Source organism: Psychromonas algarum, assembly GCF_004376845.1.
Lineage (GTDB): Bacteria > Pseudomonadota > Gammaproteobacteria > Enterobacterales > Psychromonadaceae > Psychromonas.
Genome location: NZ_SNUW01000002.1, coordinates 159,635 through 180,821 on the forward strand (window position 1 = coordinate 159,635; position 21,187 = coordinate 180,821).

The 21,187-nt window shown below is 33.2% G+C and carries 15 protein-coding genes and 2 pseudogenes; 9 read left to right on the forward strand and 8 right to left on the reverse strand.

Annotation, left to right across the window (positions count from 1 at the left end; all coding sequences use genetic code 11):
- Nucleotides 1-14 precede the first annotated feature (14 nt).
- The 3 genes from E2R68_RS00765 (at nucleotide 15) to E2R68_RS00775 (ending at nucleotide 5,943) form a co-directional block, all read left to right on the forward strand.
- The gene (locus E2R68_RS00765) at nucleotides 15-3,137 is read left to right on the forward strand and encodes a hypothetical protein (protein ID WP_134275596.1); all 3,123 of its coding nucleotides are present in this window, start codon (nucleotides 15-17) and stop codon (nucleotides 3,135-3,137) included.
- A gap of 121 nt (nucleotides 3,138-3,258) precedes the next feature.
- Nucleotides 3,259-5,364, forward strand: coding sequence for a hypothetical protein (locus E2R68_RS00770; protein ID WP_134275597.1), 2,106 nt, complete (start codon nucleotides 3,259-3,261; stop codon nucleotides 5,362-5,364).
- A gap of 12 nt (nucleotides 5,365-5,376) precedes the next feature.
- On the forward strand, nucleotides 5,377-5,943 hold the full coding sequence (locus E2R68_RS00775) for a hypothetical protein (protein ID WP_134275598.1): 567 nt from the start codon (nucleotides 5,377-5,379) through the stop codon (nucleotides 5,941-5,943).
- Nucleotides 5,944-5,974: 31 nt separating this feature from the next.
- On the opposite strand, the gene E2R68_RS13840 is transcribed toward E2R68_RS00775, so the two are convergent.
- The 3 genes and pseudogenes from E2R68_RS13840 to E2R68_RS00780 form a co-directional block, all read right to left on the reverse strand.
- Nucleotides 5,975-6,121 (reverse strand): hypothetical protein, encoded by a 147-nt coding sequence (locus E2R68_RS13840; protein WP_166738770.1) that lies wholly within the window; start codon nucleotides 6,119-6,121, stop codon nucleotides 5,975-5,977.
- 219 nt (nucleotides 6,122-6,340) lie between these two features.
- Complete coding sequence (locus E2R68_RS13845; protein ID WP_166738771.1) at nucleotides 6,341-7,444, reverse strand: RepB family plasmid replication initiator protein; 1,104 nt, start codon at nucleotides 7,442-7,444, stop codon at nucleotides 6,341-6,343.
- Nucleotides 7,445-8,099: 655 nt separating this feature from the next.
- Nucleotides 8,100-8,741 (reverse strand): annotated as a pseudogene (locus E2R68_RS00780) (magnesium chelatase domain-containing protein); the annotation flags it as partial.
- Between the two features lie 253 nt (nucleotides 8,742-8,994).
- Between E2R68_RS00780 and ilvG the strand changes: the two are divergent.
- The 3 genes from ilvG to ilvD all read left to right on the forward strand — a co-directional run bounded on the left by ilvG (nucleotide 8,995) and on the right by ilvD (nucleotide 12,837).
- Nucleotides 8,995-10,641, forward strand: a complete 1,647-nt coding sequence (ilvG, locus tag E2R68_RS00785) for an acetolactate synthase 2 catalytic subunit (protein ID WP_134275600.1) — start codon at nucleotides 8,995-8,997, stop codon at nucleotides 10,639-10,641.
- Complete coding sequence (ilvM, locus tag E2R68_RS00790) at nucleotides 10,638-10,895, forward strand: acetolactate synthase 2 small subunit (RefSeq protein WP_134275601.1); 258 nt, start codon at nucleotides 10,638-10,640, stop codon at nucleotides 10,893-10,895. The genes ilvG and ilvM overlap by 4 nt, the downstream gene beginning before the upstream one ends.
- 103 nt (nucleotides 10,896-10,998) lie before the next feature.
- On the forward strand, nucleotides 10,999-12,837 hold the full coding sequence (ilvD, locus tag E2R68_RS00795) for a dihydroxy-acid dehydratase (protein ID WP_134275602.1): 1,839 nt from the start codon (nucleotides 10,999-11,001) through the stop codon (nucleotides 12,835-12,837).
- Between the two features lie 48 nt (nucleotides 12,838-12,885).
- On the opposite strand, the gene E2R68_RS13850 is transcribed toward ilvD, so the two are convergent.
- The 5 genes and pseudogenes from E2R68_RS13850 to glpE all read right to left on the reverse strand — a co-directional run bounded on the left by E2R68_RS13850 (nucleotide 12,886) and on the right by glpE (nucleotide 17,079).
- Complete coding sequence (locus E2R68_RS13850) at nucleotides 12,886-13,023, reverse strand: hypothetical protein (protein ID WP_166738772.1); 138 nt, start codon at nucleotides 13,021-13,023, stop codon at nucleotides 12,886-12,888.
- Between the two features lie 174 nt (nucleotides 13,024-13,197).
- A pseudogene (bla, locus tag E2R68_RS00800) lies at nucleotides 13,198-14,087 on the reverse strand (class A beta-lactamase).
- A 68-nt stretch (nucleotides 14,088-14,155) separates the two neighbouring features.
- The gene (gene tkt, locus E2R68_RS00810; protein ID WP_134275605.1) at nucleotides 14,156-16,144 is read right to left on the reverse strand and encodes a transketolase; all 1,989 of its coding nucleotides are present in this window, start codon (nucleotides 16,142-16,144) and stop codon (nucleotides 14,156-14,158) included.
- 229 nt (nucleotides 16,145-16,373) lie between these two features.
- Nucleotides 16,374-16,724, reverse strand: a complete 351-nt coding sequence (locus tag E2R68_RS00815; RefSeq protein WP_134275606.1) for a DUF6572 domain-containing protein — start codon at nucleotides 16,722-16,724, stop codon at nucleotides 16,374-16,376.
- 31 nt (nucleotides 16,725-16,755) lie between these two features.
- Nucleotides 16,756-17,079, reverse strand: coding sequence for a thiosulfate sulfurtransferase GlpE (gene glpE, locus E2R68_RS00820; RefSeq protein ID WP_134275607.1), 324 nt, complete (start codon nucleotides 17,077-17,079; stop codon nucleotides 16,756-16,758).
- A gap of 991 nt (nucleotides 17,080-18,070) precedes the next feature.
- Between glpE and E2R68_RS00825 the strand changes: the two genes are divergently transcribed.
- Genes E2R68_RS00825 through tagD form a run of 3 tightly spaced genes read left to right on the forward strand, consistent with a single transcriptional unit; the run spans nucleotide 18,071 to nucleotide 21,180 of the window.
- Nucleotides 18,071-18,781 (forward strand): glycosyltransferase family 25 protein, encoded by a 711-nt coding sequence (locus tag E2R68_RS00825; RefSeq protein WP_134275608.1) that lies wholly within the window; start codon nucleotides 18,071-18,073, stop codon nucleotides 18,779-18,781.
- Nucleotides 18,782-18,783: 2 nt separating this feature from the next.
- Complete coding sequence (locus E2R68_RS00830; protein WP_134275609.1) at nucleotides 18,784-20,709, forward strand: O-antigen ligase family protein; 1,926 nt, start codon at nucleotides 18,784-18,786, stop codon at nucleotides 20,707-20,709.
- A complete protein-coding gene (gene tagD, locus E2R68_RS00835; protein WP_134275610.1) occupies nucleotides 20,710-21,180 on the forward strand; it encodes a glycerol-3-phosphate cytidylyltransferase in 471 nt (156 codons plus the stop codon).
- Nucleotides 21,181-21,187: the final 7 nt, after the last annotated feature.

Here is a 21,187-nt window from a genome sequence, read left to right on the forward strand (position 1 = left end):
ATAAGGAGATTAAAATGAAGTATTTATTAAGTGGATTGTTGTTAATTTTTTCATTTACAACTTTCGCTGTTGATGATTCTGGAGAAATTAAAAACTGTTACCCAGCCAAGCAATTCGGAGCTAAATATGGAAATTGGGCTGATGCTGATTTAAAAAACAATATGGATTTAGAAGCTTGTAGTAAGTTTTTAAAACCAACTGATGAAAGGTTAGAAACAAACTCTTTCTTTGCAACAAAAGATGATTATAGAAAACAACGTACACGTTTAGATGAATTGGGTAACGATACAGATAGAACAATTGAATACGCAGATGAAGAAAACATTTTTTCTTATTACTTTTTAGTTTTAGCTTTTATCTACGGAATTCCATCAACTGCGTATACCATGACAAATTTACTTGCAGCAACTAAAGCAAGAAAGGTTTTGGAAGGTACGACAACTACTTTAAGAGAAGCATTATCATCTCTAGCTATTATTAACTTACCATTTATTCTTCTGTATATAACAATTGAAACTACCGCTTCATGGAATTACACGACTCACAAAGGCGCACCGATTGAAGATTTAAAAGAGTTTATTAACTTTGACTTCTCTGAACTATCGCAAACTTTTAATGATTCAAATGCGTATCTCGCAAGGTCAATGATTTATGCTGGTGTAATAGATGCATCAACAAGTTTAAATGAAATGACTCGTAAGCGTGGTTCTAGTATAGAGATCGATGCAACGCTGCTTGGTGATAAGAGTAACGATAATAATCCAAGTATTGCTACTTATACTGATTATGAGAGTGAGTGTCAGAAAATGTCTTCTTATGCTGACGTATCGAGTGAATCAAGTGTAAGTATTGCAAACTTTAGTTTTAATAGGATCACAACAGAAGCAAGTCTTCGTTCTGGCGGTGATTCAAATAATTATAATTGTACAGATCATTTCGGTAAAACATCTGCAACGCTTACAGTACATTCACGAACTCCCCAAATAACTAAAAACTGGTTAAGCAATACGTTGAATACGGACCTAGGACAAGAGCTTAATTTTACTCAAGGTTTTAGTGCAATGTTTGATAAAGCGGCTGGTATCGTTGGTGAAGAAAATGAAAAAATTACAAATACAGCTTCTCAAAATACTGAGTCAATAATAAACGAGTTACACTTTGCTGAAATGGCTGTTAAGCAATCTAAGAAAGGCTCTGTTGAGGTTGATACTAAAACCACTATCGCATTCAAAAGTTTGGTAAAAGTAATTCAAAGTAATATGGGTGATAATTTCAATTATCGAGCAATTGATGGCATTAGTAGAATTGATGATATAGCAAAAGAAACGATTAAATTACAGCAATATAAATATGCTCGAATTTATGGAAGAGAAATTGAAGAAAGTGAGTTTTCATCTAATGTTTATAAGAATGGTTATTTCTACTTGTCTCAATACATTCGTGAGACCTCTTTGTTAGTTCTTGAATTAGATTGTATGAATACTGGCGGACAAGAAGAAAAGTTTTTATTTCGTAAGGATTTCGCTGAAAAATTTAATGATCAAGACAAGAACTCATTAGCTAAACACTCTCTTCATTTTGCGAATGTATCACCTCTACACTGTTACAAATATAAAAATAACATTTTAACTGAAGCCGCTGATCCAGAAGATCGTTTTGATATAGAAGAGGAAGTTGAAAACAGAACGTTGGCTATCGTTACGTGGCTGAAAGCTATGGATGTAGCGGGAATGAATTTAATCTTATCAAATCAGCAAATGAATTATGATTTGATTGTAGACACTCTCAATTCATTAGATACAACAATTTCAAGCTCTGTAGATGCTCATTCAATGTTAGTAAATGAAAAACAAAAAATACTTAAAGCTTTTTCAATTGCAAACGACACTTATAGAGTTCAGAAGCATCAATCATACAATACTGACATTCCAAGCTTATATTATAATTTTGGAAAATATTCTAAAAATGTACATTTGTTAACTCCACAAATACAAGCAGAAATTGCAATCAGTAAAGGCTTACCGTATTACGATTTAAAATGGTATTTCGACATTCTTAAGGAAAATAATATCACTGAAAAAAGCAGGCAAGTAACAGAAGCAAAAGGTAATTTAGAATCAATATTAACTTTAAAATGTGCAGTAACAAGAGAAGATGGTAGTTGCTATACAGGTTTAGCACAATTAAACAAAGCCTCTTTCGATAAAGCGTTTACGTTTACAACAACGATGATCGCATACAAAAGTTTGATTGATCTTGGCGAAACAGCTTGTTCTAGCGGTAATATTTCAGAAGGTGGCGCAAGTGCTGTATTCGGTGTAGCTATGAAAGCTGGCGGTGCATTTGTTTGTGGTGCAGCTAGTCTTCTTGATGGTTTTAATGAAATATTTGTTTCTCCTGCTATAGATTTTGGAGTTGTTGGTACTATCTCAACATTTACTGCTACGTTATCTCCGATGCTTATTGATGTAATTAGTCCTTTCTATGTTCTCTTATTTTTATTAGTTAATATAACTGTGTACTGCATTGTAAGATCTTACGAAATGGCTGCGAACATATGGAGGTACGGTTCTTCCTTTAAAGATGGAACAGTAGAAGAAAGTATTGAATCGTTTAATCAATTAAATGATTTTAAGTATTCAGGTAAGGTCCTTAAAGCAATTTCTTATTCAACAGTCGCACCTTTGGTTTTAGTCAACATTTGGTTATTCTTATACTTAAATCCGATAATCGGTGGATTCTTATTTGATATGGGTGTTGTAACTATACCCACAGATGCAGGTTCAGCCCTTTTCACTTGGATTTTACAAGCTCTTATATTTCTTATCGCTACATATGTACTTACTTTAAAAATAATTCCATTTTTATATTCAAAAGGTAAAGACATATTTAATATTCAATCTAATAGCTCTCAAAGCAGTGATGTTTTAGATACAGCGATACTTACAGCAGTTGTTATGAAAGGAGCAGAAGTTACAACTACTACTAGAAATAAAGTAAGTAATGTTAAAGAAAAAGCTAAACGATCAGCAAAATCTAAAAAAGAAGAAATTTCAAAAAAACCTTCTAACCCGATTCCAACTAAATCATTTAACGTAGATAAAGATGTTGCTAAAAATGACAAAAATATAGAGTAAAATTTCGTATCTTAAAATAATTTAAAGACCTGATTAACGGTCTTTTTTTTATGTCTAAAATCCCCTCTGTTGAGTTATACGAAAATTATGATAATTCTGTAATTATATTAAAGGAATTATTATGAAAACATTACTAGCACTTATATTTATTACTTTCAGCGTTTATGCATATTCAAATGCACCTGCCGAAGATTTGAAAATTGGTGATTGTGTTGTAACTGATTATAAAAATTTAGACTTAACAACTAAAGAAACTAAAGACTGTATTTCTGAACTGACTGAGAAAGGCACTACACAGCAAAAAACAAATAATAGTATTGCAGTGAGTATACCCAGCGCTGCAAAATCATTTATTTCAAGCAGTAATACATTAATCAGTATCTTAATAATTCTTTCTGTTATTTATGCACTTCATAAAGCGATGGATTACAACTCTTCGAATAATAAATTTAAAGAGTTCTTAACTCAAAAATCAATGAAAGTTGCTGTTATCAGTTTTCTAGTAATTATTATCGGTAACGATAGATATTCAACTTATGCATTAGAGAAATCGTTAAACTATCTAAATGTAACGATGCTGACTTATTTCGAAACAACTAATCGAATCAACTCTCAATCTGAGTCTATAAACAATATTGCGACTCAAGAAAACAGTTCTAAATTTTCAAATAAAATATCTGAAATATCTAGTTCTATTTACTCATCTCAATTCTGTGCAATGAAATACAAACAAGAACTTATTTCAGAATATAACAAAAGAGATTTAGAATTAATTACTGATGTTCCAGAATTAGATTGTATAGAAGAAACATATATTAAAGTATTGCCCCATTCTTTAGCAGGTAGGGAAAATATGCTTCCCCTACCTTTCGCTGTTAATTATTGTTCAAGTAAAAATGATTCAGTAAGTGTGAATTGCGGAAGGGTTAATTCTAAGGCTGAAAATAAAAATGTTGCTAACATCATTGATGAATACTCTCTTAAGCTTGCAACACTTGCTAATGAGTACAGGGCTATCATATGTAATCAATCATTGAAAATTGATAAAGAAAAATTTGAAGTTTATTGTAGAAATTATTCTGATGGTGCTTTTAACGCAAGCTCTACTGACGTTTTGCTTTCTGTCTACGAATCAAAGCTTCGTGAAACGGTTACTAACTTTCAATCGGCTCTATCAATAGAAACGATTAAATATATTAAAAATAAACTTAATGAAGCCAGAAAAGAAAACAATAACAATAACAATGATAATTTAATGCTGAATACTGCTGATCAAATAAAGCAGTTTATGTCTGTCAATTACGATAGTGCAGGTTACTCTTCAGGAATTGATTCTGAACTCAACAAAATACATTTTATAAAACCATCGAGTAAAAATCTGAATGTAGGTTCTAAGTCTACTCAAAATACAAACTCTAGCGCAATTACTAATAGTGCTGATTTCTATTCATATTTAGCTTCAAACTCCAAATTATTCTTTGAAATTAACAATTCATTATTGTCTGATACTTTTCTCGATTTCGACTGGTTAACTGATCCTAAAAAATTACTCGGTCATTACACTGATGCAACAAAAAAAGAGAACTTTAAAGTAGATGTAAATACCTTTAGAGCCGTAGATAAAAACAGAACTTCTCTGTTTACCCTTGGTAGTGCAATAAAAATTGCTGGTGCTTTGGGTGAATTCCAAGCTAAATCCAAAAAGATAGATGCTGGTATTTTTCCTTTAATGAATACTTATGGAACTGTAGCAATTGCTCTTTCGTTTTACCCCGAAATTTCAAGCAATATAGTCATTGCTTATATGCTCGTAATCTATATCAAATTAATTTTAATCGCTGTTATCGTTATTGTTTTTAAAATTATATTTACAGTATTTGTAAATACAGAAGTTGAATCTTTGTTTGATGAAATGATAAACATTTGTTTTGCAATAGTGTTAATCCCCACTTCACTTTTCTGTGCAATGTTAGCCAGTTCAGGGATTGCTACTGTAGGCATTAAGGTTATGGAATCTATAGGAGTTCTAGATAGTGTAAGCAAGATTGCTTTATTAATGAGTTTATCCGCAATCATCATTCTAATCATAATCTCCGCAATCACATTCTTTAAAATGTTTTTTGAAACCCATAATTTTTTAGAAGAATTGTTAAAAACAGATTCAGACAGAATCACGGGGAAAACAGATCAAATTAAAAATCTAGCAAGCAAGTTCAAACAAAAATAAAAGGAAAATAATATGAAAAAAATTATCGCTTTAACAGTCTCTTTACTTCTTACTAATATAGCTCTAGCTGATGTTAGTGATTTAGACTTAACTAAGTATAGAAATGACTGCGTAGACAAATACAACCAGTATCATAATAAGTATGGTAGTAACAAAATTAACGGGCTTTATTTAAAATACGAAGGTGAAAATACACCTAAATTTGACAGTCTCTATTTTAGTCCTGATGTAACTTTTACGGTTTCTCTATCTGGTAAAAAAGTTAGGATTTTTGATTTAACTGAAAAAGGTGGTGTTTATACTTTTTACAATGAATCAGAAAGAAAAAAAGGTAGTAAAAAAGGATCAAGAACTGGTATTGAGTTTAAGTTAACTAAAGTTTCTGACGTAGATTATGAGTTGAAAATGAATAAATCGAACAGAAAAGAATATGTTGATGGTGTTTATAAGAGTTACTTCGAAAAAGGAAAGCCTTTAGATAATAAAGGTAACTTAACAGTTAAATATGTAACGGACGAAAAAAGAGCAGAGGAAATGTATAAGATTAAAACTTGGTTTCCTGATAAATGTTTGAAATAAGTTTATAGAGACTACTTTTTTGTAGTCTTTTTTATGAAGATAATTTATCAATTCCGACTTTTAAAATAAATGCAGTTGCTACAAGCAATCCAAGTCCTGCTAAAATATCTAGTCTACCTGCTTCAACAAGAAGATATGATGCGGCTGATAATATAATTAATGATTTTGTTGCTTTCATATTGTTTTTCCTTAAATTATTTAAATATTTACTTTATATATATTTTACCACAACCATTGAAAATGTAAATAATAAATGAATTATTCGCTTGACTTTTTCTGAAAATGCCGAACCAAGCATAGAAACAAGTTAACTAAAAATACTTTAATATTTAATGCAATGTTTAAATTGTGTATATATAAAGGACTATTAGTTTAAGAGATAAACAGAAAGTAACTGTTAATCAAAATAAGTTTCAGGGTACTCATTGTGTAAAGTTAAATCGCTTAAATCTGCCTTTAAATTGTCTATAGCATCCATTTCATTAAGCTCTGATATTAGTTTTGCAAAAGCACCTTTTTTTATAAATGCTTTTTTATTAGCTAGAATCTCTGTTTGTGTAAACGTTTTAATTTTTTCTTTTACCTCAACAACTGCTTTAGCAATTTTCTTGATTACATATTTAGACCATACTTTGAATTTTCCATTTTCAACTTTTATTTTTACTTCTTTATTAAACTCTAATATTTTTTCTTTATTTTGATCATGTAGTTTATTTTCTTCTTTAGTTCTAGTTTTTCTTAATGCTTTATCTGCTTCACTTTCACGAAAGACTTTTTCAGATAAAAGTTTAAATGCATTATTAAAGAGTTGATTACAATTTTTCTTAATTCCTAAGATTTCAGATAAATATTTTGTTTTAAGAAACTTGTCTTTATCAAGTCCAGACATTGATTGAGTAAGTAAGTAAATTGAAGCTCCTGTTTTGTTACTTTTAACGTCTTTAAAATCGCTTATTTGTATAATAGTCAGACATTTATCATCTAAATTTAAATAGCTTAAGAACTCTTCACTAAACATATAACTTAATGTATTAGTTTTATTATCATAACGAATCTCTTCAAATATCGAGAAAGTATAACTTCCTGTTTTCTGTTGTTCTTTGTACTTATTAACAGTTATTTTCTTATCTACAGACAGTTTTAAAGCAAACTCTTCTAATGCATCAGATATTTCTTTAACAGTATGGTTAGCTTTGACCTTGCACGATTTTACAATGCTTGAGCCAGCTTCACATTTAACTTCAATAAGTTCTTTAGAATGATGTTTAAGAGCCAAATGGTGGTGTTTTTGAAGTAGATGATTAAATATAAACAAGTCATGTTTAATGTTTGCTTGAACGTTATTAAAGCTAATTTTTTCGTTTCTGATCGGGCAAAAAATTACTTCTTTTTGTACAGATTCATTTCTGAAAAATGCACTGTGAATTTGAAAAGTAGGGATTGTTAAAGTTTCAGATGAGAGACCTTCGTAATTATTTATTGGAGTGTAGAGTTTCGTCATTATATTATTTCCTTTCAGTTAAATTTATAGAAAAGAAATAAGTGTATATATTTTGCGGATTATCTATGTTTGATTAGAAATTTGGCTTTTCTCTTCTGTTTAATATTGTTGTATAACAAATCTATCAAAGATCAATAGCACTACAGAATTATTTATATGCTTCGCAAGAAAATCAAAGATTTTCACTTCTGAAAAAGCTTCCAGAATTGTACCGAACTATTAGTATTACCAGCACTTCGAGCCTGTTTTTATCAGAAAAGCTTGCGAAGCAAGTATTAGAAAATCTTTTAATAAATAACTAGAATTACTTGTAAAAATATTTAGCTTTTTACAATGTTATTCTTGAATAACCATTTCTTTTCTTTATCTATCTAATAAATCTATCTAAAGAGATATATCTAGATATTCTGAATTATCAGGAGAATACAAAGAACACTGTGTAATTGTTAGGAGAATATAAAGAACACTGTGTAATTGTTAGGAGGTGGGGGGTAAATTGTCAGGAAACAAGCGTTATTTACCTTTTGTTTTATCCATAGAAATCAAGCTTTTTTAAAAGAGGAATTAATGTTCTTGGTTATAATAGCCAAAGTATCTACCTGTTAAGTCACTAATATTTTAATACTTTTACTTGGTAGTGATATTGACACAACTACAATAAATTATGGGCGCCTGTAGCTGCGACTTCTAATACTCTTTTGGCTTGCTCTTGCCCTAATACATCAGAAAAATCGAGTTGCTTCTGTTTTATTTCTATAATCTTTCTTTGTTGAGCGTTAGATAATTTTGTTTGCTGTTGCAAAAAAGCACAAACCTCAATCAAATGTTTTGCCACAAAACCTTGTGCACCAGTTAATGCACACTCATGTTCATTATCAGCACATACAATCACAATTCGTTGTTGTTTTTTAGCGGCTAAAGCACAGGGGATAATGCCATCAACATTACGTAACTCTCCGGACAGAGATAATTCCCCATAACACTCATATTTTAATATGTCTGTACATTGAATTTGATCCGATGCTAATAAAATGCCAAGAGCAATCGCCAAATCAAAACGCCCCCCTTCTTTGGGCAAATTGGCTGGACCTAAGTTAACTGTAATTTTTTTACTGGGAAATTTAAAATTACTATTTAAAATGGCACTTCGCACTCTATCTTTAGCTTCTTTAACGGATGTTTCAGGCAATCCAACCAAAGAAAATCCCGGCAACCCTGTTCCAAGATGAACTTCAACTTCTACTTCAGGTGCATCAACACCTGAGATTGCTCTACAAACTAACCTTGCTAGTGCCATGTATACTCCTTTAACGTTATTTAAATAACGCACATTCCTAGTATTAGATTAAGTATAGGAGGCAAAACCAAATCATTCGATTTCCGTGAAACATATAAATAAAAAAGTGATAAAAAATTGCAAATTCGTTTAAAAATGTGACAAGTGTTGTTTGATTAACGCTTTTTTGCTATAAAGAGCACCCTTTTTTGAAATCTATCAACTGCTGTTTAGCCACAGGTTGATTACCCTTCATGCAATTCAGGAAAAACCTATGAATGGTGCAAATTTTGTTGTACAAGCTTTAAAAGAGCAAAACGTATCACAGGTATTTGGATACCCAGGTGGGGCTATTATGCCTCTATATGATGCTCTATTTGATGGTGGAGTTAATCATTTATTATGTCGTCATGAACAAGGTGCTGCAATGGCAGCAATTGGTTACGCACGTTCAACAGGTAAGGTGGGTGTCTGTATAGCAACATCGGGACCTGGTGCAACAAATTTAATCACAGGTTTAGCAGATGCTTTACTAGATTCAGTTCCTATTGTCGCGATCACAGGACAAGTACCTACCTATTTAATTGGCACAGATGCTTTTCAAGAAATCGATGTATTAGGGTTATCTTTAGCCTGCACCAAACATAGTTTTATGGTGTCTTCTGCTGAAGAGTTGGGTCCTATCATTGAACAAGCTTTTGAAATAGCTAGCTCTGGACGCCCAGGACCTGTATTAATTGACATTCCAAAAGATATTCAAATCGGCCCAAGTGTTACGCATCATTTAGCTAAATTAGTGAAAACTGAAAAATCAATTGATCATAAAGCAATTGAACAAGCAAAATCGATGTTACAAGTTGCTCAAAAACCATTACTTTATATTGGTGGTGGCGTAGGAATGGCTGGTGCTGTTAAAGAGTTACGAGATCTCATTAAATATAGCAAGATCCCCAGTGTATGTACGCTTAAAGCAATTGGATGCGTTCCCCATGACTCACCATTCTTTATGGGTATGGTGGGGATGCATGGCAGCAAAGCATCAAACTTAGCCATCCAAGAATGTGATTTATTAATTGCAGTAGGTGCTCGTTTTGACGATCGAGTCACAGGAAAATTAGATGAGTTTGCAGAAAATGCAAAGGTGATCCATTTAGATATTGACACTGCTGAAATAGATAAATTACGCCAAGTCACTTTATCTATCACAGATGATTTGAAAAAAGTATTACCTGCTATTAATACTAAACTGAGCATTACTTCATGGCAGAAGCATATTGCCAAAATGAAGATAGATTACGCTAACCGATATGATCATCCCGGAGATCCTATATTTGCACCTGCATTATTGCGTCAGTTAGCTGAATTAATGCCAGCCAATACAGTAATATGTAGTGATGTTGGACAACATCAAATGTGGGTTGCTCAACATATGTTTGTTGATTTCCCAGAGAACCACATCTCGAGTTCAGGTTTGGGAACAATGGGATTTGGCGTTCCAGCAGCTGTTGGTGCACAAGTTGCACGACCAGACAACATGGTTATTGCAGTTTCTGGTGATGGTTCATTTATGATGAACGTACAAGAATTAGGCACAATAAAACGTAAACAACTACCAATTAAAATATTATTAATTGATAACCAACGTTTAGGCATGGTGAGACAATGGCAGAAGCTATTCTTTAATGGCCGTTACAGCGAAACCGTTTTAACTGATAATCCAGATTTTGTAACACTAGCCAGTGCATTTGATATTCCAGGAGAGAGCATTAAAAGCAAGTCTCAAATAGATCAAGCATTACAACGATTTTTAAATAGTGATGGCGCATATTTATTACATGTATCTATCTCTGAAGAAGAAAATGTATGGCCGCTAGTACCACCTGGAGCACCAAATGACAAAATGATGGAGAGTGTAGAATGAAGTCATTATTAATTATTGAAGCTCAAAAAAGCCCAGAATTTTTAGAGCGGTTATTACGTGTTTGTCGTCATCGAGGTTTTACAGTAGATAGTATCAATGCAGAAACCGCTAATATAAAGCAATCAACACACGTGACCCTAACAGTATGTAGTGATCGTGATATTAGCTTGTTGACTAAACAAATTGAAAAAATAGTAGGTGTGACGCAAGTTGCCACATTACAACAAGAACAAAATATTAAAGCAACAGCGTAAAATTTCAGATTGTGCCCTTAAGGGATATCTGTTTTACTGCTATAAATTATTTACTTACATCAGAACCAAGTCACTTGGTTTGCAGCAGTTTGAGGAAATTAATATGCCAAATTATCGTTCAAAAACATCAACACATGGCCGTAACATGGCCGGCGCACGTGCATTATGGCGCGCTACCGGTGTAAAAGATGACGACTTCGGAAAACCGATCATCGCTATTGCAAACTCATTTACTCAATTTGTACCAGGTCATGTACATTTAAAAGATATGGGGCAATTAGTTGCTCGCGAAATTGAGAAGGCAGGCGGTATTGCAAAAGAATTTAATACTATTGCTATTGATGATGGGATCGCGATGGGTCACTCAGGTATGTTATATAGCTTACCTTCTCGTGATTTAATTGCCGATTCAATTGAATATATGGTCAATGCCCATTGTGCTGACGCAATTGTTTGTATTTCAAACTGTGACAAAATCACCCCTGGGATGTTAATGGCGTCATTACGTCTTAATATTCCTGTTATTTTTGTTTCAGGTGGTCCGATGGAAGCAGGTAAAACTAAGCTTTCAGATCAAATCATTAAACTCGACTTAGTTGATGCAATGGTAATGGGACCTGATGCAGATGTTTCTGACGAAGATCTTGAGAAAGTGGAACGTAGTGCTTGCCCTACTTGTGGATCTTGTTCTGGGATGTTCACTGCAAACTCAATGAACTGTTTAACCGAAGCATTAGGTTTATCATTGCCAGGTAATGGTTCAATGTTAGCAACACATGCTGACCGTGAAAACCTATTCTTAGAAGCTGGTCGTCGTATTGTTGATATTACAAAACGCCACTATCAAGAAGATGATTACTCTGTATTACCACGCTCAATTGCTAACCGAGGTGCATTTGAAAATGCAATGGCATTAGATATCGCAATGGGTGGTTCAACAAATACAATTCTTCATTTATTAGCGTGTGCACAAGAAGCTGAATTAGACTTTACAGTAGCAGATATGGATGCAATGTCTCGTCGTATTCCTCAGTTATGTAAAGTTGCACCTTCAACTCCAGAATACCATATGGAAGATGTACATCGTGCAGGCGGTGTAATGGCTATTTTAGGTGAATTAGACCGTGCAGGTTTATTAAATAGTGATATTCCAACTATTTTAAGTCCAACAATGAAAGAACAGCTTGCACACTACGATATTATGCAAACAAAAGATCAAGCCATTATCGACTTTTATCGTGCTGGACCTGCAGGGATCCGTACGACTCAAGCATTTAGTCAATCATGTCGTTGGGATACCGTTGATAATGATCGTAAAAGTGGTTGTGTTCGCTCTATCGAAAATGCATTTAGTACCGAAGGTGGTTTAGCCGTACTATTTGGTAACATGGCTGTTGACGGTGCTGTAGTAAAAACAGCAGGTGTTGATGATAGTAATTTGACCTTTACTGGCCCAGCTAAAATATACGAAAGCCAAGATGATGCAGTAGCTGCCATCTTAGGTGGAAAAGTAGTATCTGGTGATGTGGTTATTATTCGCTATGAAGGCCCACAAGGTGGTCCTGGTATGCAAGAAATGCTTTACCCAACATCATATTTAAAATCGATCGGGCTTGGTAAAGAATGTGCATTAATTACTGATGGTCGTTTTTCTGGTGGTACTTCTGGCCTTTCTATTGGTCATGTTTCACCAGAAGCTGCAGCAGGTGGTGTTATTGGTTTAATCGAAAATGGAGACATTATCGACATCAATATTCCAACACGTGAAATGAACCTACAAGTATCAGATGAAATATTAGCAGAGCGTCGTGTAAAACAAGATGCTATCGGATGGAAACCTGTAGATCGTGTCCGCCCTATTTCAGCAGCATTAAAAGTTTATGCATCAATGGCAACATCTGCTGATAAAGGTGCTGTACGTGATATGAGTAAATTGAAATAATTTAACTATCTAGCAATAGATTGCAGTGTTAATTGAAGCCAGTAACGTTTATTCGCTACTGGCTTTTTTATGCTCAATAAAAGTACGAGACTTACCCTCTTGAAAGTGTGCTAGCGCTGAATAACCTAGTCTCATACGAACACTTTTATGTGTTTTAGCTAATTCAGTAAAGTTATGTAGAGTCATATTTACCAACTAAATATTATGAATTAATAATAGTTATATTAGATCACATAATTAAGCGGAATGGTATTATAGCGATTACATTAAATATATTATTTAATATTTTGCGCTGAAAAAACAATTCTTACGACATTTACAACGAAAAAATAAGTTATTTTAACAAGTAAAATAAATAAGCTATTGATTATGATTGCTATTATTGTTTTTTATCAAGGTAAAAATCACTTCTCCAATTTCTGCAATAGCACGATCTCGTTGCGCCATGCTTGCTTTTGTTTGAGTAATATAGATAGCTACAAACACTGCAGGCTGATTATCTGGAAAAATAACTGCCGTAATGCCCCGTGAACCAGAGCCACCGGCACCACTTCTATCACCAATACTCCAACTTTGGGGTATAACAGAACGTAGCAATGAGCCTGTCACTTTATTATTAATTAACCAGTATTGAAGTTGTTGCCTGGAAAGTTCTGAAAGATGCTCTTGAAATAACACACTATACAAACTTTCTGTCATTGCGTTTGCAGTGGTTGTATCTCGAATATCATTTACAGTCGCTTCATTCAACTCAGGTTCCCAACGATCAAGTCGAGTCGTATTATCCCCTAATATTTTCATAAATACAGTTATAGTAGAAGGTCCACCAAGCTCTTTAAGGAGCAAATTAGCAGCAGTATTATCGCTAACAAACATAGCAGCTTCACACAGCTCACTTAATGACATCGTTTGTCCTATTTTATGACTTGTGATTGGCGCGTAGCCTAGAATACTCTCCTCCTCGATCAATACTTTTTATCTAATCTGACCTCCTTTTTATCTCGCTTCATTAACAAAGCGGCACAAGCATAAGTCTTAAAAGTGCTGGTTAGAGGGAAGCGCTGATCACCTTTGTAGGACCAAGATCTATTCGCTTCTGGCTGTAGTAAGGAAACACCAATTTGAGCTTTTAAGGAGTTCTCTAGATGCTCAACTTTTTGTTGTAGAAGATCTGAATCAGTATCAGCGAATAGCTGGATACTGAATAACAAACAGAAAAGCAAAATACTTTCTTTAATTACTTTCAGCATAAAAATACTTTCCTAGATACAAAAAAGCCGCGATAAACGCGGCTTAATTAAATTCACTTTTATAATGATTATAAAGTGTTAGCTGTTTCCACTACGTTTTTAACAGTGAAACCAAACATTTCAAATAGCTCACCAGCAGGCGCTGATTCACCAAAGGTTGTCATACCGATAACTTTACCGTTTAGGCCAACATATTTGTACCAGTAATCCGCAATACCCGCTTCAATAGCAACACGTTTCGTCACAGCCGCTGGTAATACTGATTCTTTGTATTCAGCAGATTGTAATTCAAATTGCTCAGTACATGGAATAGAAACAACACGTACTGCTTTGTCTGAGGCTGTTAATTCAGCAGCCGCTTGAACGGCTAACTCAACTTCAGATCCCGTCGCAATTAAAATGATTTCAGGCGTTGTTGCTGAATCAACTAATACGTAACCACCTTTAGCAACATCAGCTAACTGCTGTGCATTACGCGCTTGTGGTTTTAAGTTTTGACGACTAAAGATCAATGAACTTGGTGCATCAACAGATTCAATTGCAAACTTCCAAGCAACCGCTGACTCAACAGAGTCACATGGACGCCATGTATTCATATTGGGTGTTAAACGTAAGCTAGCAATTTGTTCTACAGGTTGATGAGTTGGACCATCTTCACCTAAACCAATTGAATCATGCGTAAACACTTGAATAGAACGTTGTTTCATTAATGCAGACATACGTAATGCATTACGTGCGTATTCCATAAACATCAAGAAGGTTGCACCGTAAGGAACAAAACCTTTATGCAAAGCGATACCGTTAATGATAGCAGCCATTGCAAATTCACGAACACCATAATGTAAGTAGTTACCCGTTGCATCATCCGCAGTAATTGCTTTAGTACCTGACCACATTGTTAAGTTAGATGGCGCTAAATCAGCAGAGCCACCTAATAATTCAGGTAGCATTGCACCGTATGCTTCGATACAGTTTTGTGATGCTTTACGTGTTGCGATATTACCTTGATTTGCTTGTAAATCAGCAATGTAAGCAGAAGACTTCGCTTCCCACTCAGCAGGTAATTCGTTATTTACACGACGCTTATATTCAGCGGCTAATTCAGGATATGCAGTTGCGTATGCAGCAAATTTATCATCCCAAGATTGCTCTGCAGCTTGACCTTGCTCTTTATTATCCCAACCAGCATAAACGTCAGCAGGGATTTCAAATGGACCGTGGTTCCAACCAAGAGCTTTACGAGTTGCTTCGATTTCTTCAAGACCTAATGGTGCACCGTGACAATCGTGTGTACCTTGCTTAGCAGGAGAACCAAAACCGATAATTGTTTTACAACAAATCATCGTTGGTTTAGTTGTTTCCGCTTTAGCTGAAATAATTGCCGCTTTGATTTCTTCAGAATTATGTCCATCAACAGAAATTACTTGCCAACCGTAAGACTCAAAACGCTTAGGTGTATCGTCAGTGAACCAACCTTCTACTTCACCATCGATAGAGATACCATTGTCATCCCAGAATGCGATTAGTTTACCTAAACCTAATGTACCAGCTAAAGAACAAGCTTCATGCGAAATACCTTCCATTAAACACCCATCGCCTAAGAAAGCATAAGTGTTATGGTTAACGATTTCATGGCCTTCTTTATTGAAAGTACTTGCTAATGATTTTTCAGCGATTGCCATACCAACAGCATTAGTAATACCTTGGCCTAATGGACCGGTTGTTGTTTCAATACCTGGCGCATAGCCATATTCTGGATGACCTGGTGTTTTTGAATGTAATTGACGGAAACTTTTTAAATCTTCAATAGAAAGATCATATCCCGTTAAATGTAATAGTGAATAAAGCAACATTGAACCATGGCCGTTAGACAAGATAAAGCGGTCACGATCAGCCCAGTCAGGGTTAGTCGGGTTATGCTTTAAAAAGTCAGTCCATAGAACTTGCGCAATATCAGCCATACCCATTGGTGCTCCTGGGTGGCCTGAATTGGCTTTTTGGACAGCATCCATACTTAGGGCGCGAATTGCGTTAGCTAACTCTTGACGAGAAGGCATCTGTTTCTCCTGATTACATTTGGATTGAATAAAACGGTAGACGTGTTAATTCAAGATTATCCCAAATACGCAGTACAGGGGCAATGCATAAATTACAATTTGTTCACATATTTAAACAAAATAAATATCAAGTGAATGAGGGGAGAAGGAAATTAGCGTGGTAATTGAAGGGATTGAATGGCATAACAAGAAATATTATTTAATACTTCTTGTTAATAAAATGTTTAAGTTAGCTATGTTGCTCTGCATAACCTGTATTTTTATCAGGGCCAAAAACAAAAATAATACCTTTATCTAACAGGATTTGCGTTGTTTTATCAAAAAAAGTAACTGCTTGATCACTTGGCATATGCTTTAAAATCAGTTCAATTGCAACATCAAAACCTATAGCATCAGGCAGTACTTTTGATAATTCACCTGATTCAATAAAGTATAAATAAGTATTAATTTTTTCTTGCAGCGTGAATAGATGAACATCATCATGATCCCAAACTAATGGATCAATAATGCTCAAAAAAACACGTTTTTCTTCTTTTTCCATGCCGATAGCATCAATGCTATCTGTATCTACAACACTCATGATTAACCTTTTTTGTTTTTATTGGATATTTCTACTGAGCACTTTTTTCTAATGGGAAAACCTGACGCCACATCGTCATCCCCCCCTCAACACTATAAGTGTCTTCATATCCTTGCTCAGCCAAATATTGCGCAACCCCTTTACTGCTATTACCATGATAGCAAACAACAAATACAGGTGTATCAAATTCAACCATATCAACAAACTCTTTTAAAGTGTCGTTAGTTAAATGAAATGCTCCTTCAGCATGATCAACAGCAAATGACTGCGCATCACGCGTATCCACTAAGATAGCCTCTTCCGTTTGCAAACGTTGTTTTGTTTCAGCTATTTCTATTAACTTAAATGTGGACATATATAATTCCTTTTATTGAAAAAGTATCGCTTTATTAACACTTTTTAGATTACTCAAAATATAGATATTAATTTTGACGATGCGTATAATGCATTAAATTTATTAACTTTTATATTATTTTGCGATCACTAATTAAATAGTACGAGTAAATTTAAAGCCAAATTTACTATCATATATAACTTATTTTTTATTAAGTATGAGATTTCAAAATAAAATCATTTAATTAATAGCTTGTAATTGTTGATGGTAATCTTTACATGATGAACTTCTAGATTCGTATAGATAAGTACAATCTTTTAGATTACTTCGAGCTTATGGCTTCAATAGGTACCTTACAACATGCCAAAAAAATTCTATTTATTTGCCCTAAATTCTATGACTATGAAAATTTAATAATTCAATAAATTATTTTTCGTTTCCCCTCTAATAGCATCTATAGCTAGGACATGCTGCTCTTTGGTCACTGGTTTTTAAACGGTATGGTGAAGCGTTATAATTATTTCGCCAAAAACGAACAACACCAAATGGACATTTAAAGGTGTATTATATCGCCTTTACGCAGGTCCGTAGGGTTTGAGGATTGGAGTGGAGTTTATAGATGTTTAAACTTGTGGCCTAAAAAAAGGAATTTTAAATCGATCATTCAAACACCTCTCAAAAGAGGCTGATTTTGACTACGTCTTTGCCGATGACTCAATTGTTCTAACTCACCAACAGGTAGAGGCGGAAACTCAACCAAAATTCGACAGCAGGGACTTACCTATTTAATTCGAACTATAAGAAGGACAAAGGCCATGACAGTGCTCTACTTCGAGATTATGTCACGTCTAAAAAGGTAAAACGAAATTACGGCAGTATCTTATCACTGGCATTCTTAATGATATAGTTAGCGATACATGTTTAAACAAAAAGCATGCATAATGCGAAGAACAACACACCCTAGTTATAATAATTTATAGTTTTAATGATATAGAAGAAAGAGCAGAGCATTATGAAAGTATTTGTTATTAGCCTAAAACGCTCCACGGAAAGACGCATAAAAATAGAAAGTTCGCTTAATAATATAGGTATTAATTTCGAATTTTTTGATGCCGTTGATGGGAAAGAAAATAATTTTAAATACTATAAAAAACAACGTCCGATAAAAACAAAAAAAAGACATGGTTACGCCTTAACTAGAAACGAAATTGCATGCTATGCAAGTCATTACTCTATATGGGAAAAGTGTATTCAAATTAATGAACCAATATTAGTACTAGAAGATAACTGTGAGTTTACAGATGCATTAAAATCCTCTATTAATACTTTTGATGAGTTAGCAGAAAAATATAAATTTATTAAACTATGCTCCATTTTTAAAAGAAAAACAAAAAAGAAAGAGATATTAAAGAATGGTTTAGAAATAGTAACATACCTAAAAAGAGGTTCTGGAACACAAGGATATATATTATCTCCAGAAGCAGCAAAAGAATTTATCATTCATTCACATGAATTCATTGAGGCTGTTGACGATTACATGGAAAAACCATGGCGGCACGGAGTTAAAACTTATTACTTTAAACCTAATATCATTAGACGTGCAGAAATAGTAAGCACTATAGGCTCAGATAGAAAAGATAAAAAGAATTTAACTATTTATGACAAGCTAACAATTGAACTTTTTAGGCTTTATGAACAAATAAGATATACTTTGTATAGGTAACTATGACGATTTTAAATAAAAAAAATATTTTAAATAATATTATACTTCTGCCTATATTATGGGTATTTACAGGTATGTTCTTATATCCTGGTGGTAAAAAAATGATTGTCATATTGGTATTAATATCAACAATGCTCTCTTTTTATACATACGGTATAAAACCCATATTACAAAACATAAAAAACAATAGAATATTATGGCTTTTAGGTGCATATTGTATTTTTTCTATATTTGCTAAAATGCACTATGGTTACGGCTCAAGTAGTATGCGAGCACTTCTTTGCTTATTTATATTTTTAGCTATTCTCCCCCCCTCTTTAATAACTAAAATTAATTTTAAATACCTTGTTTTAATTGGCACAATAACTTCATTTATATTTGTTATGGTACATACCTTTATTTTTCACCAAGGGAGAATGTGGAGCATTAATCCAATCCCTTATGCTACATTCAGTGCCACTCTATCAATATTGTCTTTTTATTATTTATTACAAAGCAGATCTATTAGGCCATTTTTATTATGGATAACTACCTTTGTTACGGCGTTAATTCCATTATTATATTCACAATCTCGTGGGCTTTGGTTTGCATTAATCATTGCAATTATCGTAGTTGTTATTAAATCATTTTTTAATAACAAAAAGTCAGTATATCTTCTTATTCCATTTCTACTAGCAACTGGGATCGCTTATTATTTTAGCCATGACAGAATAACGCAACGGATTACACAAACGGAAGCAGAGATTCATCAAATCCAAAAAGGAAACTTAAATACTTCTATTGGTTTACGTTTACAAATGTGGAAAACTGCAATTATATTATCTCAGAAATCTCCTATTATAGGTTTAGGAAATGAACATATAGCTTATAAAAAAAGGATGGCAGAGCAACATTTAATATCACCTAGGATTGTCAATTTCACCCATTACCATAATCAATTTTTAACTAATTTAGTAAAATATGGCATTATTGGCTTGGCATTATTAATATTAACAATAATATTACCAGCCTATTATTTAAAGAAAAATAACAATGAAAATACTTGGCCTGGGCTATTAATAATATCAATTTATAGTATTGCTTCATTAACTGATGTGCCATTTCAACACGCACAAACGTTAACTCTGTATTTTATTCTTACTTATTTATTAATCATCTCCCCTCCTATTACAAAAGGGATTGACTCCCGAAACTCCCCCATGCGATTAAAAAAATTGGAGAGTAAATTTAAATCAATACGTGCAGTAAAGTTTATTAAAAATATTACCCCTAAGAAGAAAAAGAAAACTGTTCCTAAAAAAGATTATTCATATCTGAATAAGGAGGTTTTAAGCTTAATCAAAAAAATAAATGCTCCTATTTTTCCTATGTTTGGAACATTACTATCTATATATAGAGATAAAGAGTTTATTTTTGCTGATGATTATGATTTTGCATTACTTGATAAAAACTATTTTTCATTCTCCCTTATAGAGCAGTTCTCTAAATTAGGATGTGAATTTCATGGTTTCTCAACAGCTAATAATGAAATTATTGAACTTACTTTTAAATATAAAGGGGTGAGTATTGATGTATTTTATTTACAAGAGAGTGCGAATTCTACCATTCATTTATGTCCTAATTTCAGAACACAAAAACCACAAAAATTATTTACAGAAAACCTAAAAGAAAGACGATTTTCTGAATATTTTTCAGTAAAGTATTCTAAAATAGTGTTACAACCGCATAATAATATTGATTTATTAATGCCTTTATCACCTGTTGATATTTTTTTAAAGCATTACGGAAAAGATTGGGAAACACCTAAGAAATCAAATTTTATCGATTTTAATAATTATAGCTTTATATCTGGTACCTCCTCCACTTTTCAAGGAAAGCCTAAAGATTTATTAGGTTATATAAAAAAATATGAGCTACTAAGGAATTAAATGAAAAATATATTAACTTATGGTACTTATGATTTATTTCACATTGGACATGTTAAATTATTTAAACGGCTAAAAGCAATGGGGGATAATTTAATTGTCGGAGTTTCGACAGATCACTTTAATAAATTAAAAGATAAACACTCTATTTTTAGTTATGAAGAAAGAGCTGGAATTGTTAAAGCTTGTCGATATGTAGACTTAGTTATCCCAGAAAATAATTGGGAACAGAAAAAGAATGATATTGAAAAATATAATATAACAACATTTGCTATGGGAGATGATTGGCAAGGGAGATTTGATCATTTAAAAGCTCAATGTGAGGTAATTTATTTACCAAGAACTGAAAATATATCTTCAACAGATGTAAAACAAAATATCCTGAGTATTAGTCAGCTGGAACTTGATTCTTTAAAAATAAAAATAGATGAGTCAATTAGAATTATAGAGTCATTACAAGACTCACTCAAGTAACCATAAG

Excerpts from the sequence above, each read along its gene's own strand:
- E2R68_RS13840 (WP_166738770.1), bottom strand. The coding sequence starts at position 6,121 with ATGAAAGCAACAAAATCATTAATTATATTATCAGCCGCATCATATCTT.
- E2R68_RS00775 (WP_134275598.1), top strand. The coding sequence starts at position 5,377 with ATGAAAAAAATTATCGCTTTAACAGTCTCTTTACTTCTTACTAATATA.
- E2R68_RS00825 (WP_134275608.1), top strand. The coding sequence starts at position 18,071 with ATGAAAGTATTTGTTATTAGCCTAAAACGCTCCACGGAAAGACGCATA.
- tkt (WP_134275605.1), bottom strand. The coding sequence starts at position 16,144 with ATGCCTTCTCGTCAAGAGTTAGCTAACGCAATTCGCGCCCTAAGTATG.
- E2R68_RS13850 (WP_166738772.1), bottom strand. The coding sequence starts at position 13,023 with ATGACTCTACATAACTTTACTGAATTAGCTAAAACACATAAAAGTGTT.
- E2R68_RS13845 (WP_166738771.1), bottom strand. The coding sequence starts at position 7,444 with ATGACGAAACTCTACACTCCAATAAATAATTACGAAGGTCTCTCATCT.
- E2R68_RS00765 (WP_134275596.1), top strand. The coding sequence starts at position 15 with ATGAAGTATTTATTAAGTGGATTGTTGTTAATTTTTTCATTTACAACT.
- ilvD (WP_134275602.1), top strand. The coding sequence starts at position 10,999 with ATGCCAAATTATCGTTCAAAAACATCAACACATGGCCGTAACATGGCC.
- tagD (WP_134275610.1), top strand. The coding sequence starts at position 20,710 with ATGAAAAATATATTAACTTATGGTACTTATGATTTATTTCACATTGGA.
- glpE (WP_134275607.1), bottom strand. The coding sequence starts at position 17,079 with ATGTCCACATTTAAGTTAATAGAAATAGCTGAAACAAAACAACGTTTG.
- E2R68_RS00770 (WP_134275597.1), top strand. The coding sequence starts at position 3,259 with ATGAAAACATTACTAGCACTTATATTTATTACTTTCAGCGTTTATGCA.
- E2R68_RS00830 (WP_134275609.1), top strand. The coding sequence starts at position 18,784 with ATGACGATTTTAAATAAAAAAAATATTTTAAATAATATTATACTTCTG.
- E2R68_RS00815 (WP_134275606.1), bottom strand. The coding sequence starts at position 16,724 with ATGAGTGTTGTAGATACAGATAGCATTGATGCTATCGGCATGGAAAAA.
- ilvM (WP_134275601.1), top strand. The coding sequence starts at position 10,638 with ATGAAGTCATTATTAATTATTGAAGCTCAAAAAAGCCCAGAATTTTTA.
- ilvG (WP_134275600.1), top strand. The coding sequence starts at position 8,995 with ATGAATGGTGCAAATTTTGTTGTACAAGCTTTAAAAGAGCAAAACGTA.